The organism is Cryobacterium sp. MP_M3, from assembly GCF_015752155.1.
GTDB lineage: Bacteria > Actinomycetota > Actinomycetes > Actinomycetales > Microbacteriaceae > Cryobacterium.
The window spans coordinates 81,243-96,642 of the sequence record NZ_JADOVI010000009.1; the positions used below are offsets into that span (position 1 = coordinate 81,243).

Sequence of the window (15,400 nt, forward strand, 5' to 3'; positions counted from 1 at the left end):
GAATGGGTCAGTGACTTCTGCACTTGTTGACCAGCTCCGAGCCGACCTCGGCGCCGCCCACTACTCCGTTTCGGCGCTGACCGGCCTGTGGGGCATCGAAGCGGATGCCGCGCTCCGCCGCAACCAGCGGGTTCCGGCCCTGCGGGCGCTCACGGCCCTCCGGGCGAAGCTCGGGCGGACCGAACCTTCCGCGACCCTCGCCCGGCTCTTCGTGCTCGGCCTGCCGGTGACCCGCGCCGACCTCGCGGCCGCCCTTCCCTCGCTCGGCGTCTCCGGCGCCGAGGCGCTCGGGCTGGTGGCCGGGACGCCCGATGGGGCCGGGACGCCCGACCTTGCCGGCACGGCCGACCGTGCCGGGACGCCCGATGGGGCCGGCACTCCCGACGCCGACGAGCGACTCCGCCCGCTGCTCGAACTGCGACCGTACAGCTTCGTCGACGAGCACGGTGCCGGCAGCTGGTGGATCGCCTCCGATCTCGGCGAACTCGCACTCGGCCGCCCGCTCGGCGAAACGCACGTGCTCGGCGTCGGCGGGGCATCCCTCACCCTGAGCGGACTGCTGATCCCGACCCAGGTCCGCACCGCGCTGGACCTCGGCACCGGCTGCGGCATCCAGGCCCTGCACGCCGCCCGTCACGCCGACCGAGTCGTCGCGACCGACATCTCGGTGCGCGCCCTCGAGCTGGCGGCGCTCAACGCGCGGCTGAACGGCATCCGCAATATCGAATTCCGGCTCGGCAGCCTGTTCGAACCGGTCGCGGGGGAGCGCTTCGACCACATCATCTCCAACCCGCCGTTCGTGATCACCCCGCGCACCGCGGGCGTGCCCAGCTACGAGTACCGCGACGGCGGCATGGTCGGCGACGCCCTCGTCGAAGCGGTCGTGCGCGGCGCGGCCGAGCACCTCACACCCGGCGGCGTCGCCCAGCTGCTCGGCAACTGGGAATACCGCACCGACCAGGATGCCTTCGACCGCCTCGGCCGCTGGCTCGATGCCCCGCAGCCGGGCGGGCCGCCGCGCCCCGCGCCCGGCCTCGACGCGTGGATCATCGAACGCGAGGTGCAGTCGCCCGCGCTCTACGCCGAGACCTGGATCCGCGACGGCGGCACCCGCCCGGGCACCGCCGACTTCGACCGGCTCTACGGCGCCTGGCTGGACGACTTCGAGGCGCGCGGCGTCAGCCAGGTCGGCTTCGGCTACATGCTCCTCCGCCGCCCGACGGCCACCGGGGCCGGCCTCCGCCGGCTCGAGCGGCTCCCCGGCGCGCTTGGTCACAACCCGGCCGGCATCGGCAGCCACCTGGCCGCCTGCCTGGCCGCGCACGACCGGCAGGCGGCGACGGATGCCGGCCTCCTCTCCCGGATGCGGCTCACCGTCGCATCCGACGTCACCGAGGAGCGCCACTACTGGCCGGGCCAGGAGGATCCTACGCTGATGACCCTGCACCAGGGTGGCGGCTTCGGCCGGTCCGTGCCGCTGGCCACCGCCCTCGCCGCCCTCGTCGGGGCGTGCGACGGCGACCTCGACGTGGGGTCGATCGTGTCCGCGCTCGCGCAGCTGCTCGAGGTTGACGAGGCCGAGCTCGCCGCCGACCTCCTGCCCGGCGTGCGCGGCCTCATCGACGACGGCTTCCTGCTCCTGCCCGCCTGAGGGCGGGTCCGCGCGCCGCTGGCCGCGGCATCCGTTCACGCGGAGTTCCGGCGACGCGCCGGGTTGTTCCGGCGCGAACCTCGGCGTGTCGCGAGTTTCTCCACCCTGGCGGAGGCCGGGCGGAGGCCTGGCGGAGACCGCGCGCACGCCGCGCGCCCGTGCCGGCAGCGTCCGGTCGGCGGATCGGCAGGCGGCTGCGGTAGTTTGGGAGCAACCACACCGGCAGGCTCGGAGAGGAGAGCGTCCGTGTCAGCACTGGCATGGTCACCGTAATGAAACGTCGAACCTTCCTGATCGGCTCGGTCTCCGGGCTGTCCGTTCTCGCGCTCACCGCCTGCGTGCCGCCGAGCCCCACGCCGTCGATGACGCTCACCCCCACGCCGTCGCCGACCGCCTCGCTCGTGCCGAAGCCGGCGATGATGCGCCGCACCTCCTGGTCGGCCGACCCGTTCGCCCGCGGCTCCTTCAGCTTCCCTGCAGTCGGGGCAACCCCCGAGCAGCGGGACGCGCTGAGCCAGCCGGTGCAGGACCGCCTCTTCTTCGCCGGTGAGGCCACCTCACCCGACTTCCCCGGCACCGTCCAGGGTGCCCGCGAGTCCGGCCTGCGCGCCGCCCGCGAGGTGGGCGCCGCGGCCGCCGCCGGCGAGCGGATCGCCGTGATCGGCGCCGGCATCGCCGGCCTGTCCGCGGCGCGCGCGCTGCGGGAGGCCGGCTTCGACGTGGTCGTGGTCGAGGCCCGCGACCGGATCGGCGGCCGGATCAACACGGTCAGCGACAAGAAATGGCCGTTCCCGATCGAACTCGGCCCCTCCTTCGTACGGCACAGCGGGCAGACCTCCCTGGGCGAGGAACTCATCCGGCTCGGCGTCGCGACGGCGCCGTTCGGCCGCACGGTCGAGACCCGCACCCCCGCCGGACTGGTCGTGCCCGTGCCCGACACCGGGCCCAAGGCCGTCGCGGCCGCGCTCGCCTGGGCGGTGGACCAGCCCGCTGACGTGTCCATCGCGCAGGCCCTCGCCGATTCGGGGGCGTCGAAGCTGTCGACGACGGATGCCGACACCGGCATCTCCGACACCGACTGGCTCGACCACGAGATCGCCGCCGTCCTCGACCTGAACGCCGGCGCATCCGTCGACCTGCAGTCCGCCTGGTACACCTCGACCGACCTGGGCGCCGACGACGACCGGATCGTGCTCGGCGGCTTCTCGAACCTGGTCAAGGATGCCGCCGACGGCATCGACCTGCTCGACTCCAGCGTGGTCACCCGCCTGGCCTACTCGGACGAGGGCGTCAGCCTGCGCCTCGGCAACGGCGAATCGCTCGGCGCCGACCGGGTCATCGTCACGATCCCGCTCGGCGTGCTGAAGACCAAGGTGATGGAGTTCGCCCCGCCGCTTCCGTTCGCTCACCGCGGCGCGATCGCGGCGCTCGGCGTCGGCACGCTGGACAAGATCTGGCTGCAATTCGACCAGCCGTTCTGGGACACCGAGGCACCGCTCTGGACCACGGTCGGCGGCGACGGCGACTTCAAGGTCTGGATCAACATGGTGCCGCTGACCGGCGAGCCCGTGCTGATGGGACTCGTGGCAGCGGAGAGCGCCCTTCGCCTCGCCGAGGTCGACGACGACGAGTTCCTCACCGCCGCACTGGCCAGCCTGGAACCCTTCCTCGCACCAGTGCCGACCCCGAAATAGCGAAACCGCGCCTGACCGGGCCGTGAAAAAACACCCCGCGCGATTCCAAGCGAGGTGGTGTACAGTGCTCGCAACGTCCAGTCGTTGAGAAAAACTCCTCTTTCGAGGAGCGCTTTCATGCAGGTGCAGTCCATCGCGGTGCTAGCCCAGAGGGCCAGCCGTTGCCCGATCGGAACTGCCGTTGGAATCTGCCGGGTCTCCACCCGGTGCGTCCTGGCCGGGTCTTCCTTCGGCCACCCGGCGCAGTCGCCGCTCGGGTGCACCGTCCCCACCCGCGGCCGCAGTTCCCCCGGTTTGACCGCTTGATTGAACGTGCCTCATGGATACCCTGCTGGATCTCGACTCCGTCCTCCTTCTCGATTTCGACACCGACCTGCCCTGCGAAGGCACGCACCACGTGCGCGGTCTGAGCGGGCATTCGCCCACAGCCCCCGGCGCCTACATGGTGATCTCGCCCTGCTGCGGACCCAAGGTCGTGCAATGCTCGCCGCGGGTGCACGCGATGCGCCACTCGGGCGTGCTCTACTGCGGCGCCTGCCGCAATGAGCACCTCACCAGTGACTACACGTTCATTCCGCTGTAGCCGTCATTCTGCTGTGACGGCATCGGCCGCGTCCGGGCTGCGCCGCCAGGGCCGCGGCGGCAGCCGCGACGTGGCCGTGAGCACGGCCGCGATCCCGGTGAACAGCGCCACCGCGACCAGGCTGTAGAGCAGGGTCTCGAGCGGCCCGCTGACCTGGGCCGGGTCGAGGAAGAAGTAGGGATACCAGCCGACCAGCGCGCCGCGCACGAGGGTGAACGCACCCCAGAGGCCGGGCACGAGCATCACCCAGGCGGTGGTCTTCCAGGGCAGGCGGGCCTTTCCGGCATCCGTCAGCCAGTCGAGCAGGGCGATGCCGGGGATCCAGAAGTGCAGCAGCTGGCTGGACCAGGGCACCTCGATCGTGTAGTCCCGCGACGAGGACTGGATCACGATGGTCAGGAAGACGATCCCGGACACGATGATGTAGGTCGTGATCAACAGCCGGAACCAGTCCAGCCAGGTTGGGTCGACCGCCCGTCTGAAGGCGACGACGGCGCCGGCGACGAACGCGACGACCGCGCCCATGCCGCTGAGCACGGTGAAGTAGCTGAAGTAGTTGTAGACGGCGAACGTGGCGAATCCGAGCACGTAGTCGAAGTAGCCGAGCAGGGCGACGATGCCGGCCACCGCCAGCACAATCCGGCCGACGCCGTAGGCCCCGCGCACGCTGAACCGTGCCCCGGTGCGAGCCCGGGCGATGGCCGGGCCGGCCGCGGACGGTTCCCGCCGTGTCCGGCCTACGGGCGCGACGAACGGCCGCGACGCTGCCTGGATTCCGCGCGCCGTGGTCTTCGTCCGAGCGGGTTCGGATGCTCGCGCGCACATGCCTCCACGCTACGCCAGCATCCCGGACGCCTCCTGACCCCGGCCGGGGGTGGAAACGGGCGAACGGCCGCGCGTCCGCGCACCTGGGAGTGCCGGCCGCGGCGGCTCAGAGGTCGATCCGGCCAAAAAATCGGGGTAGCTCAGAAGTCGATCCGGAACCCGGTCTCGCCCAGCGGCTCCAGTTCGGCGGTCTCGACCGACTCGACCACGGCCGACGGCGGACCGTGGGCGAGCCAGGCGAGCATGGCCGATACGGCCGCAGGGCCGCCTTCCGCCTCCACCTCGACGGCGCCGTCGCGTCGGTTGCGCACGAAGCCGGCCACACCGAGCCGGTCGGCTTCCGCCTGCGCGTAGTACCGGAACCCCACGGCCTGCACGACGCCGCGGACGACGGCGCGGGTGCGCATCCGTTTCATCGCTCAGATCCGTTCATGGTCCCAGTGTGCCCCGGATCCGCCGCCAAAGGGCAGCGGAACCGGGCGGTCAGGCGGAGTCGCGCCAGACGATGGGGGTCTCCAACAGGATGCCGTCTGCCGGCTGCTCCTCGCCGCGCAACTGGCCGAGCACGCACTCCGCCGCGGCCGCCCCGAGCCCGAAGGCCGGCTGGTGCACGGTGGACAGGTGCGGCTGGGTGCGGAGGGCCCAGGTGCTGTCGTCGAAGCCGACCATGCCCACGTCGCCCGGCACGCTGCGCCCCGCGTCGCGGAGCGCCTCGAGGGCTCCGGCCGCCACGGCGTCGGATGCCGCGAACACGCCGTCGATGCCGGGCTCGCGGGCGAGCAGCGCGCGCATGCCCGCCGCCCCGTCGGAGTAGGTGTAGAGCGGAACGCGCTCGACGAGGTTCGGGTCGAAGCGGGAGCCGAGGGCGTCGGTGAAGCCGGCCAGGCGGTCGGCGCCGGAGTCCCGGTCGAGCGCCGCCGCGATCATGCCGATCCGGCTCCGCCCCGTGCCCATCAGGCGCTCGGTGATCGCGTGCGCCGACCGGCGGTTGTCGATGCCCACGAAGGGGAGCCGGCGCAGGTCGGGCGGATGCCCGACGAAGGCGGCCGGCAGGGCGAGCTTCTCGACGACCCGGATCATCGGATCCTCGTGGCGGGCGGAGACGATGATGACCCCGTCGACGAAACCGCCGCTGAGGTAGCGGGCCACCCGGTCGGTGTCGCGCTGGGAGTCGATCACGAGGCTGACCATCTGGTAGTCGGCGCGGGAGAGCACGGTGTTCGCGCCGAGCAGGATGCCGCCGATGTTCGGGTCGTCCAGGAACAATGAGTGCGGCTCGTGCACGATGAACCCGACCGCCTGCGAACGCTGCATGACCAGGTTGCGGGCGGCGTTGTTCGGCACGTAGCCGACCTTCTCGATCGCGGCCTCGATCGCCGTGCGGGCCGCGGCCGAGACATAGGGTTCGTCATTGACGACCCGGCTCACGGTGCCGCGGGACACCCCCGCCTCCACGGCGACGTCGTGGATGGTCGCACGCTTTCGTCGAGCCGGAATGGTCACCATTCGATAACTGTAGCCCCCGATTTTCCGGAATCGGCTTGACACGGGCGCGCGCCGCTACTTAGTCTGTGTACGTTCACAGAACCTCAACGGAGAGTCTTCGCTCCCCGAACTGTGCACGTTCACAGAGTCGTCGCCGCACGCAATGGAAGCACGGTCAGGGAGCACATGAACTCGCGAGCAGCAACCGCCGAGAGCCAGGTCCAGGCCACCCCCTTCAGCCACGACGGCATCGCCTTCGGCTGCGACTACAACCCGGAGCAGTGGAGCCCCGAGGTCTGGGTTCAGGATGTCGCGCTCATGCAGGAGGCCGGCGTCGACCTGGTCGCCATCAACATCTTCGGCTGGTCCCAGCTCGAGCCGAGGCCGGGGGAGTACGACTTCACCGCCCTCGACGCGGTCATCGACCTGCTGCACGCCGGCGGCATCCGGGTGAACCTGGGCACCGGCACCTCGTCGCCGCCGCCCTGGCTGACCACGCTGCACCCCGAGATCCTCCCGATGACGGAGGACGGCACCACCCGTTACCCCGGCGGCCGCCAGGCCTGGTGCCCGAGTTCCGCGGTGTTCCGCGAACGCGCCCTCGCCCTGGTCGAGAAGGTCGCCGAACGCTACGGCAGCCATCCGGCGATCGCGCTCTGGCATGTGTCCAACGAGCTCGGCTGCCACAACGCGCTCTGCTACTGCGATGATACCGCGGCCGCCTTCCGCGTCTGGCTGCAGGCCCGTTACGGAAACATCGACGCGTTGAACGCGGCCTGGGGCACCTCGTTCTGGAGCCAGCGCTACGGCCAGTGGAACGAGATCCTCACCCCGCGGCTCACCCTCTCCAGCCGCAACCCCGGCCAGGCCCTCGACTTCCACCGGTTCAGCTCCGACGAACTGCTCGACTACTACCGCCGGGAGGCGGCCGTGCTCCGCCGGCACAGCACCGTGCCGGTGACCACCAACTTCATGGTCGCCGCGCATATCAAGAACCTCGACTACTGGTCCTGGGCGCCCGACGTCGACGTGGTCGCCAACGACCACTATCTCGACAACCGGCTGGCCGAACCCACCACCGAACTCGCCTTCGCCGCCGACCTCACCCGCGGCCTCGCCGGCGGCGCACCCTGGCTGCTGATGGAGCACTCCACCGGGGCGGTCAATTGGCAGCCGGTCAACCTGGCCAAGACGCCGGGGGAGATGGCCCGCAACTCGCTCACCCACGTTGCCCGCGGCGCCGACGCGGTCTGCTACTTCCAGTGGCGCGCCTCGCTGCAGGGCTCGGAGAAGTTCCACTCCGCCCTGGTGCCCCACGCCGGCACCGACACCGAGCTCTGGCGCGACGTGGTCGACCTGGGCGCCGCCATCGGCCGGCTGGGCGAACTCGCCGGCACCACGGTCGTGGCGGATGCCGCGATCATCTTCAGCTGGCAGGCGCAGTGGGCCGGCGACGGGGAATCCCGCCCGTCGCACGAGGTGCGCTACCTCGACCAGGTGCTCGCGGCCTACACCGCCCTGCACGAGCTTGGCATCACGGTCGACGTCGTCTCCCCGAATGCGGACCTCTCCGGTTACCGCCTCGTCGTCGCCCCCGCCCTCTACCTCGTCAGCGACGAGCAGGCCGCCAATCTCACCGGCTACGTCGCCGCCGGCGGCCACGCCGTCGTCACCTTCTTCAGCGGCATCGTCGACGAGGACGACCGGGTGCGCACAGGCGGTTACCCCGGCGCGTTCCGGGACCTGCTCGGCATCACCGTCGAGGAGTTCTTCCCGCTCGCGCCCGGCGGACAGCTCGCCCTCGACACCGGCGCCGCCGCGAGCCTGTGGACCGAGCGCCTCCGCCCGACCGGCGCCGAGGTGATCGCCCGTTACCTCAACGGCCCGCTGGCGGGCATCCCGGCCGTCACCCGCAACCCGCACGGCGCCGGCACCGCCTGGTACCTGGCGACCGCGCTCGAGGCCGGGGCGCTGCGCGACCTGATGCGCACGGTGGCGCAACAGGCCAGGGTGACCGCGCTCGGCCCGGAGAGCGACGGCTCGGTCGAGGTCGTCCGCCGGACCAGCGCCACCGCGAGTTACCTGTTCATCATCAATCACGGCGGCGTCGAACTCACCCTTCCGGCCGCCGGCCACGAACTCATCACCGGCGAACCGGTCGGCCGCGTCGTGCGCGTTCCGGCCGGCGCCGTTCGCGTCGTCAGAGAGGACACCGCATCATGAGCGCACCCGCCGCTTCACTCACGGATGCCCCGGGCAGAGCCGCCCGGCCATCCAAATCCAGGGACAGGAAGCCACGCGCGCCGAAGGTGCGGGTGCAGCACACCGGGGCGATCCTCGCCTTCGTGCTCCCGTTCGGCATCCTGTTCGGACTGTTCTACCTGGTGCCCATCGGCTACGCGATCTACGAATCGCTCCTGGTGATCAAGCGCGAGGGCACCTTCGGCGCCGCCACGGAGGTGTTCGGCGGATTCAGCCAGTACATCCTGGTCTTCCAGAACGGGCCGTTCTGGCAGTCGATCGGCCGGGTGCTCATGTTCGGCGTCGTGCAGGTTCCGATCATGCTCGGCCTGGCGCTTCTGTTCGCCCTGCTGCTCGACTCGCCGCTGCTGCGCGGCAAGCGCTTCTTCCGGCTCGCCTTCTTCGTGCCCTACGCGGTGCCGGGCGTCATCGCGGCGATCATGTGGGGCTACCTCTACTCGCCCAACCTGTCGCCGTTCAGTGCGGTCACCGAGAACGTCAACTTCCTCTCGGCCGACCTCGTGCTGTGGTCGATCGCGAACGTCGTCACCTGGGTCTACGTGGGCTACAACATGCTCATCATCTACTCCGCGCTGCTCGCCATCCCCACCGAGCTCTACGAGGCCGCCCGCCTCGACGGGGCCGGCCAGATGCGGATCGCCTGGTCGGTGAAGATCCCCCTGATCATGCCGGCGATCGTGCTCACCGCGATCTTCTCGATCATCGGCACCCTGCAGCTGCTCGCCGAACCGCAGGTGTTCCGCAGCTTCAGCTCGGCGGTGACCAGCACGTTCACCCCGAACCTCACCGTCTACACGACCTCGTCCATTCCGAACGTGAACCTCGCGGCGGCGTTCTCGGTCGTGTTGGCCGTGGCCACGTTCATCCTGTCCTTCACATTCCTGAAGTTCACCCAGCGGAAGGAAGCCAAGTGAGCACCATGATCCCCGCGCCCGCGCAGCCCGCGCGCGGCATCCGCCCGGCGCAGTCGAAGACACCGAAGGCTCCGCTCGCGCAGCGGGAGAGCCCGTTCGCCCGCGGCGGCGCCCTGATCGTGATGGGCGTCTTCACCCTCTACTTCCTGGTGCCGATCTGGTGGCTGCTGGTGGCGGCGTCGAAGAACCGTTCCCAGTTCAACACCACGAACCCGCTCTGGTTCGCCGACTTCTCCCTGTTCGAGAACATCGGCAACCTGGTCGCCTACCGTGACGGCGTCTACCTCAAGTGGATGCTCAACAGCGCCCTCTACGCGGGCGGCGGCGCGGCCATCGGCACCATCATCGCCGGGATGTGCGGTTACGCGCTCGCCAAGTACCGCTTCCCGGGCCGCGAACTCATCTTCAACGTCGTCCTCGGCGGGGTACTCGTGCCCGCCACCGCCCTGGCGCTGCCCCTGTTCCTGATCTTCTCCCAGATCAGCCTCACCAACACGTTCTGGTCGGTGTTCCTGCCGAGCCTGGTCAGCCCGTTCGGGGTCTACCTCGCCCGCATCTACGCCTCGGCCAGCGTGCCCGACGAGCTGATCGAAGCCGCCCGCCTCGACGGGGCCGGCGAGGTGCGCACCTTCTTCACCGTCTCGGTGCGGATGATGGTGCCCGCCCTGGTCACCGTCTTCCTGTTCCAATTCGTCGCCATCTGGAACAACTTCTTCCTGCCCCTGATCATGCTGCGGGACGAGACCCTGTTCCCGGTCACGCTCGGTCTCTACGCCTGGAACTCCCAAGTGAACCAGATCCCCGTGCTGCGCGACTACGTGCTGATCGGCGCCCTGCTGTCGATCATCCCGCTGATCATCATCTTCCTTCTCCTCCAGCGCTTCTGGCGAAACGGCCTCAGCGCCGGTTCGGTCAAGTAGCCCTAAGCCGCACCTCCCGCAACACCCGCACCGCAGCAGTATCCGCGTGGACAGCCCAGGCGGATTCCTCCCCCCAAGAGAAAAGAAGAACAGAATGCGAATGAAGAAGAGAGCAGTCGCCGTCGCCTTGCTCACGGCGGCCACCGTGGCCCTCACGGGCTGCGCCACCTCCGGCTCCACCGGCACCGACGCCGCAGCCTGCGCCCCGTCCAAGGGCAAGGTCGACCTGACCTTCACCACCTGGATTCCCGGCATGGAAGACACCGTCGCGGTGTGGAACAAGGCCAACCCTGACATCCAGGTCAAAGTGCAGACCGGCCCCAACGGCAACGGCGGCACCTACCAGAACTTCTTCAACCAGCTCAAAGCAGGCAACGCGCCCGACCTCGGCCAGATCGAATACGACGCGCTGCCGAACTTCCGGGTGCAGGACGGCCTGACCGACCTGGCCGCCTGCGACGGCGTGCTCGACGCGAAGAGCGACTTCGTCGACTGGACCTGGGGACAGGTGAACTTCGGCGAGGACAAGTCGGTCTACGCCATCCCGCAGGACGCCGGCCCCATGGCCATGTTCTACCGGGCCGACCTGTTCAAGGCGAACAACATCGCGATCCCGACCACCTGGGCCGAATACACCACCGCGGCGGAGAAGATTCGGGCCACCGGCGGCTACATCACCAACTTCTCGCAGAGCGACATCAACCAGTTCGCCGGATTCGTCTGGCAGGCCGGCGGTAAGTGGTTCAAGAACGACGGTGACAAGTGGACCGTTGACCTGACCGACCCGACCACGACCAAGGTGGCCGCCTACTGGCAGGACCTGATCGACCGGGACCTCGTCTCGACGAACCCGCCGTGGACCGATGAGTGGAACAACGCCTACAACTCCGGCAGCGACTGGACCTGGAACTCCGCAGCCTGGGGTGCCAACTCCATCGCCAGCGGCGCCCCGGACACCGCGGGCAAGTGGGCCGTCGCCCAGTCCCCGCAGTGGAAGGCCGGCGACAAGGCCAGCGGCAACTGGGGTGGCTCGTCCACCGCTGTCTTCAAGGGTTCCAAGCACCCCTACGAGGCCGCGAAGTTCGCGCTGTGGCTGAACACCTCCGCCGAGTCGCTCACGATGCTGAACAAGTCCGCCAACCTCTACCCGGCGGCCAAGTCCGGCCTCGACCTGCCCGCGCTCAAGGAGGGCGTGCCGTTCTACGGCGACCAGGCGATCTACGACGAGTTCGCGATCGCATCCGCCCAGGTCTCCCCGGACTTCGTCTGGGGCCCGACCATGACCCAGACCTACAATGATGTCTCAGACGGTTTCAAGGCTGCGGTCAGCGGCAAGGGAACCCTCGACGAAGCGTTGAAGGTCGGCCAGGCCAACACGATCGCGGCCATGACGGCGCAGTCGATCCCGGTCAACAAGTAGCAGTCGCACGACCCTGAGTCGGGGTGGCCGGTCCTCGCGGCCGGCCACCCCGGCTCGTTCTACGAGGGCCGCCAGTGCCACGAGCCTGGCCGGTTCCATGCTTTCCATGATTTTCACTCTGTTCCCGCACCGACGACCAGTTAGCAGCAGACCACGTGAGCACCCCCGCCCCGACATCAGCCGCGTCGGGTGCCCCGTCGATGGTTCACCACCTCCGTGCCGCGGGCACCGGCTTCGTGCTGGATGCCCGCGGCCCGGGCGTTCCCGTCATCGTGCACTGGGGTGGCGACCTCGGCGCGCTCTCCGGCGCCGAGCTGGCCGTGCTCGCCGATTCGGCGGTGCCGGCCATCCCGCCGAGCTCGGTCGACATCCCGCTCCGGCTGTCGCTTCTGCCCACAGCCATGGAGGGCTGGAGCGGCCGCCCCGGGCTCACCGGGTTCCGGGTCGGCGACGGCACGCGCCCGCTCGACCTCCGCCTCGACCTGGTGCGCCCGGCCGGCCAGCTCGCCCTGGCCGTGCTGCTGACGGATGCCGCCGCCGGACTCGACCTGCGCACCGACCTCGAACTCACAACGCAGGGTGTGCTGCGGGTGCGGCACACCCTCACCAACACCGGCGGGTCGGCCTTCGAACTCGGCTCGCTCGACGTCACCCTGCCGGTGCCCGACCGCGCCGCGGAACTGCTCGACTTCACCGGGCTGTGGAGCCACGAACGCCGGCCGCAACGCGGCATCCTGGGCCAGGGAGTGTGGAGCCGCGAGTCACGGCACGGCCGCCCCGGCCACGACGACGCGTTCCTCACCATCGCCGGCACCCCCGGGTTCGGCTTCCGCGCCGGCGAGGTGTGGGCCACCCACCTGGCCTGGAGCGGCGACAAGCACACCTGGGCCGAGCGGAGCCCGCTGGGCGCGGCCACGCTCGGCAGCGGCGAGCTGCTCGCGCCGGGGGAAGTGAGCCTGGCCGCGGGGGAGAGCTACTCCTCTCCGTGGACCGTGGCCGTGTACTCGGCTGCCGGGCTGGACGGGCTGTCGGCCAGGCTGCATCCGTGGATCCGTTCCTGGTCCACGCTCCGGGCTGCCGGAGCGGCCGGCGACCCGGCCGGCCGCCCGGTCGTGCTGAACACCTGGGAGGCGGTCTACTTCGACCACGACCTGCCCACGCTGAGCCGCCTCGCCGAGGTGGCCGCGCGGGTCGGCGTCGAACGGTTCGTGCTCGACGACGGCTGGTTCACCGGCCGGTCCGACGACCGGCGCGCGCTCGGCGACTGGTTCGTCGACCCGGCCACCTGGCCGGAGGGGCTGCACCCGCTGATCGACCATGTGCTCGGGGCCGGCCTCGACTTCGGCCTCTGGGTGGAACCCGAGATGGTGAGCCTGGACTCCGACCTGGCCCGGCGGCATCCGGACTGGGTGCTCGGCACCGACGGCTCGCCGACCTGGCGGTTCCAGCGGGTGCTCGACCTCGACAACCCGGATGCCTTCGCCTGGCTCTTCGCCCGGCTGGACGCCCTCCTCACCGAGTACCCGATCAGCTACCTGAAATGGGACCACAACCGCGACCTGCTGGCCGGCTCGGCGCACCGGCAGACGGCCGCCCTCTACCGGCTGATCGACGCCGTGCGGGCCGCGCACCCCCAGGTGGAGATCGAATCCTGCGCGTCGGGCGGCGCCCGGATCGACCTCGGCATCCTCGAACGGGTTGACCGGGTCTGGACCAGCGACACCAACGACCCGCTCGAACGGCAGCTGATCCAGCGCTACACGGGCGTGCTCGTGCCGCCGGAATACCTCGGCGGGCACCTCGGCGCGGCGACCGCGCACACCACCGGGCGCACCGCCGACCTCGGGTTCCGGCTCGCCACCGCACTGTTCGGCAGCGCCGGCATCGAGTGGAATCTCACCGAGGCGAGCGAGGCCGAGCTCGACGCGATCGCGGACTGGGTCGCCCGGTACAAGGCGCTCCGCCCGCTCCTGCACTCCGGAACGGTCGTGCACGCCGACCCGAGCGACCCGGCGCTCGAACTGCACGGCGTCGTCTCGGCCGACCGCTCCACGGGGGTGTTCGCCTACGTGGCGCTGGCCGCCGCGCGCGCCGCCCTGCCCGCGCCGCTCCGATTCCCGGGCCTCGACCCTGACCGGAGCTACCGGGTGGCCCCGCTCACCCTCGGCGGCGCCCCGCGCACGGTGCAGGATGCCCCGCCGGGCTGGCTCGCGGCCGGCGGCATCACCCTGCCCGGCTCAGTGCTCGCGGTCATCGGACTGCCCGCGCCGTTGCTCTCCCCGGAGCAGGCCGCGCTCTACACGGTCGACCTGGTACCCGCGCCGCACTAGCCCGAGCCCCGAGCCCCGGGCCCCGAGCCTCGCCCCCCGTGCCTCGCCCCCCGTGCCCCGCGCCGCGCCGAGATCCACCTTTTCGGTCGAGCCTGACCGGTGCGCGGGTCGGTCTCGACCGAAAGGGTGGATCTCGGCGGGGGAGTCGCCTGGCGAGCCCGCATCGCGGGCATCGCGGGCATCGCGGGCATCGCGGGCGCCACGGGCGCCGCGCGCACCGCGCACCGGGCAGCACGGCGCCGCCCGGGGGAACCCACCCGGACGGCGCCGCTCACGCTGAACGCCGGCTAGTAGGTGATCACCACGCGGCCGTCGATCTTGCCGTGCTTCATCTCGTCGAAGATGTCGTTGATCTCGTCGAGGCCGCGGGTGGTCACGGTCGGGTGGATCAGGCCGCGGGTGAAGAAGTCCAGCGCCTCGGCCATGTCCTTGCGGGTGCCCACGATCGAGCCTCGGATCGTCAGCCCCTTGAGCACGATGTCGAAGATCGGCGCCGGGAAGTCGCCCGGCGGCAGCCCGTTGAAGACGATCGTCCCGCCGCGACGCACCTCCCCGATCGCGTGCGCGAACGCCCGCGGGTGCACGGCCGTGACGAGCACGGCGTGGGCTCCGCCGGTCTCCCTCTGGATGACCTCGATCGGGTCCTCGTTCATCGCGTTCACGGTCAGTTCCGCGCCGTGCAGGCGGGCCAGGGCGAGTTTGTCGTCGGCCACGTCCACGGCGACGACCCGGAGGCCCATCGCCTTCGCGTACTGCACGGCCAGGTGGCCGAGCCCGCCGATGCCGGAGATGACGACCCATTGGCCCGGCTTGGCCTCCGTCATCTTGAGTCCCTTGTAGACGGTGACGCCCGCGCAGAGAACCGGGGCGACGGCGACCAGGTCCATGCCCTCCGGGATGCGCACGGCGAAGCGGGAGTCGACCAGCATGTACTGGCCGAACGACCCGTCCACGCTGTAGCCGCCGTTCTGCTGCTGTTCGCACAGAGTTTCCCAGCCGGTCTGGCAGTACTCGCAGCTGCCGCACGCCGACCAGAGCCAGGCGTTCCCGACGACGTCGCCGACGGCGAGGTCGGTGACGCCCTCGCCGAGGCCGACGACCGTGCCGACGCCTTCGTGGCCGGGGATGAACGGCGGGCTGGGCTTGACCGGCCAGTCGCCCTCGACCGCGTGCAGGTCGGTGTGGCAGACGCCGGTGCTGATGAGTTTCACGAGGGCCTGGCCGGGCCCGGGTGTGGGAATCCGGACATCCTCGATGGCCAGATCGTGGCCGAAGGTCCTGACCACGGCGGCCTGCATGGTCGTGGTGGTTCCCGG

At 70.5% G+C, this 15,400-nt stretch carries 13 protein-coding genes; 9 read left to right on the plus strand and 4 right to left on the minus strand.

Going from position 1 to position 15,400, the window contains the following annotated elements; genetic code table 11:
• Nucleotides 1-10 precede the first annotated feature (10 nt).
• The 3 genes from IWX89_RS11650 (at nt 11) to IWX89_RS11660 (ending at nt 3,928) form a co-directional block, all read left to right on the plus strand.
• On the plus strand, nt 11-1,651 hold the full coding sequence (locus IWX89_RS11650) for a methyltransferase (RefSeq protein ID WP_307836529.1): 1,641 nt from the start codon (nt 11-13) through the stop codon (nt 1,649-1,651).
• A 272-nt stretch (nt 1,652-1,923) separates the two neighbouring features.
• The gene (locus IWX89_RS11655) at nt 1,924-3,345 is read left to right on the plus strand and encodes a flavin monoamine oxidase family protein (protein WP_304505286.1); all 1,422 of its coding nucleotides are present in this window, start codon (nt 1,924-1,926) and stop codon (nt 3,343-3,345) included.
• Between the two features lie 319 nt (nt 3,346-3,664).
• Nucleotides 3,665-3,928, plus strand: a complete 264-nt coding sequence (locus tag IWX89_RS11660; RefSeq protein ID WP_196903729.1) for a hypothetical protein — start codon at nt 3,665-3,667, stop codon at nt 3,926-3,928.
• 3 nt (nt 3,929-3,931) lie between these two features.
• Here the strand turns inward: IWX89_RS11660 and IWX89_RS11665 are convergent, their stop codons facing one another.
• The 3 genes from IWX89_RS11665 to IWX89_RS11675 form a co-directional block, all read right to left on the minus strand.
• Nucleotides 3,932-4,753, minus strand: a complete 822-nt coding sequence (locus IWX89_RS11665) for a Pr6Pr family membrane protein (RefSeq protein ID WP_196903730.1) — start codon at nt 4,751-4,753, stop codon at nt 3,932-3,934.
• 140 nt (nt 4,754-4,893) lie between these two features.
• Nucleotides 4,894-5,169, minus strand: coding sequence for an acylphosphatase (locus tag IWX89_RS11670; protein ID WP_231383202.1), 276 nt, complete (start codon nt 5,167-5,169; stop codon nt 4,894-4,896).
• Nucleotides 5,170-5,236: 67 nt separating this feature from the next.
• Nucleotides 5,237-6,259 carry a LacI family DNA-binding transcriptional regulator gene (locus IWX89_RS11675; RefSeq protein WP_196903731.1) on the minus strand — a complete coding sequence of 341 codons (1,023 nt, stop codon included), beginning with the start codon at nt 6,257-6,259 and terminating at the stop codon, nt 5,237-5,239.
• Between the two features lie 165 nt (nt 6,260-6,424).
• Here IWX89_RS11675 and IWX89_RS11680 point away from each other — a divergent pair, with 165 nt between their 5' ends.
• From IWX89_RS11680 to IWX89_RS11705, 6 genes are all read left to right on the plus strand, one after another.
• Complete coding sequence (locus IWX89_RS11680; protein WP_196903732.1) at nt 6,425-8,461, plus strand: beta-galactosidase; 2,037 nt, start codon at nt 6,425-6,427, stop codon at nt 8,459-8,461.
• Nucleotides 8,458-9,414: a carbohydrate ABC transporter permease gene (locus IWX89_RS11685; RefSeq protein WP_196903733.1), complete on the plus strand. Its 957-nt coding sequence runs from the start codon at nt 8,458-8,460 to the stop codon at nt 9,412-9,414. Before IWX89_RS11680 ends, IWX89_RS11685 begins: the two co-directional genes overlap by 4 nt.
• 5 nt (nt 9,415-9,419) lie before the next feature.
• The gene (locus tag IWX89_RS11690) at nt 9,420-10,334 is read left to right on the plus strand and encodes a carbohydrate ABC transporter permease (protein ID WP_134506129.1); all 915 of its coding nucleotides are present in this window, start codon (nt 9,420-9,422) and stop codon (nt 10,332-10,334) included.
• Nucleotides 10,335-10,428: 94 nt separating this feature from the next.
• Nucleotides 10,429-11,754: an ABC transporter substrate-binding protein gene (locus IWX89_RS11695; protein WP_196903734.1), complete on the plus strand. Its 1,326-nt coding sequence runs from the start codon at nt 10,429-10,431 to the stop codon at nt 11,752-11,754.
• Between the two features lie 155 nt (nt 11,755-11,909).
• A complete protein-coding gene (locus IWX89_RS11700; RefSeq protein WP_307836530.1) occupies nt 11,910-14,084 on the plus strand; it encodes an alpha-galactosidase in 2,175 nt (724 codons plus the stop codon).
• 126 nt (nt 14,085-14,210) lie between these two features.
• Entirely contained in the window at nt 14,211-14,375 is a 165-nt protein-coding gene (locus IWX89_RS11705) for a hypothetical protein (protein ID WP_196903735.1), read from the plus strand.
• On the opposite strand, the gene adhP is transcribed toward IWX89_RS11705, so the two are convergent.
• Nucleotides 14,372-15,382, minus strand: a complete 1,011-nt coding sequence (gene adhP / locus IWX89_RS11710; RefSeq protein ID WP_196903802.1) for an alcohol dehydrogenase AdhP — start codon at nt 15,380-15,382, stop codon at nt 14,372-14,374. The two genes, IWX89_RS11705 and adhP, sit on opposite strands and share 4 nt — an antisense overlap.
• Nucleotides 15,383-15,400 lie beyond the last annotated feature (18 nt).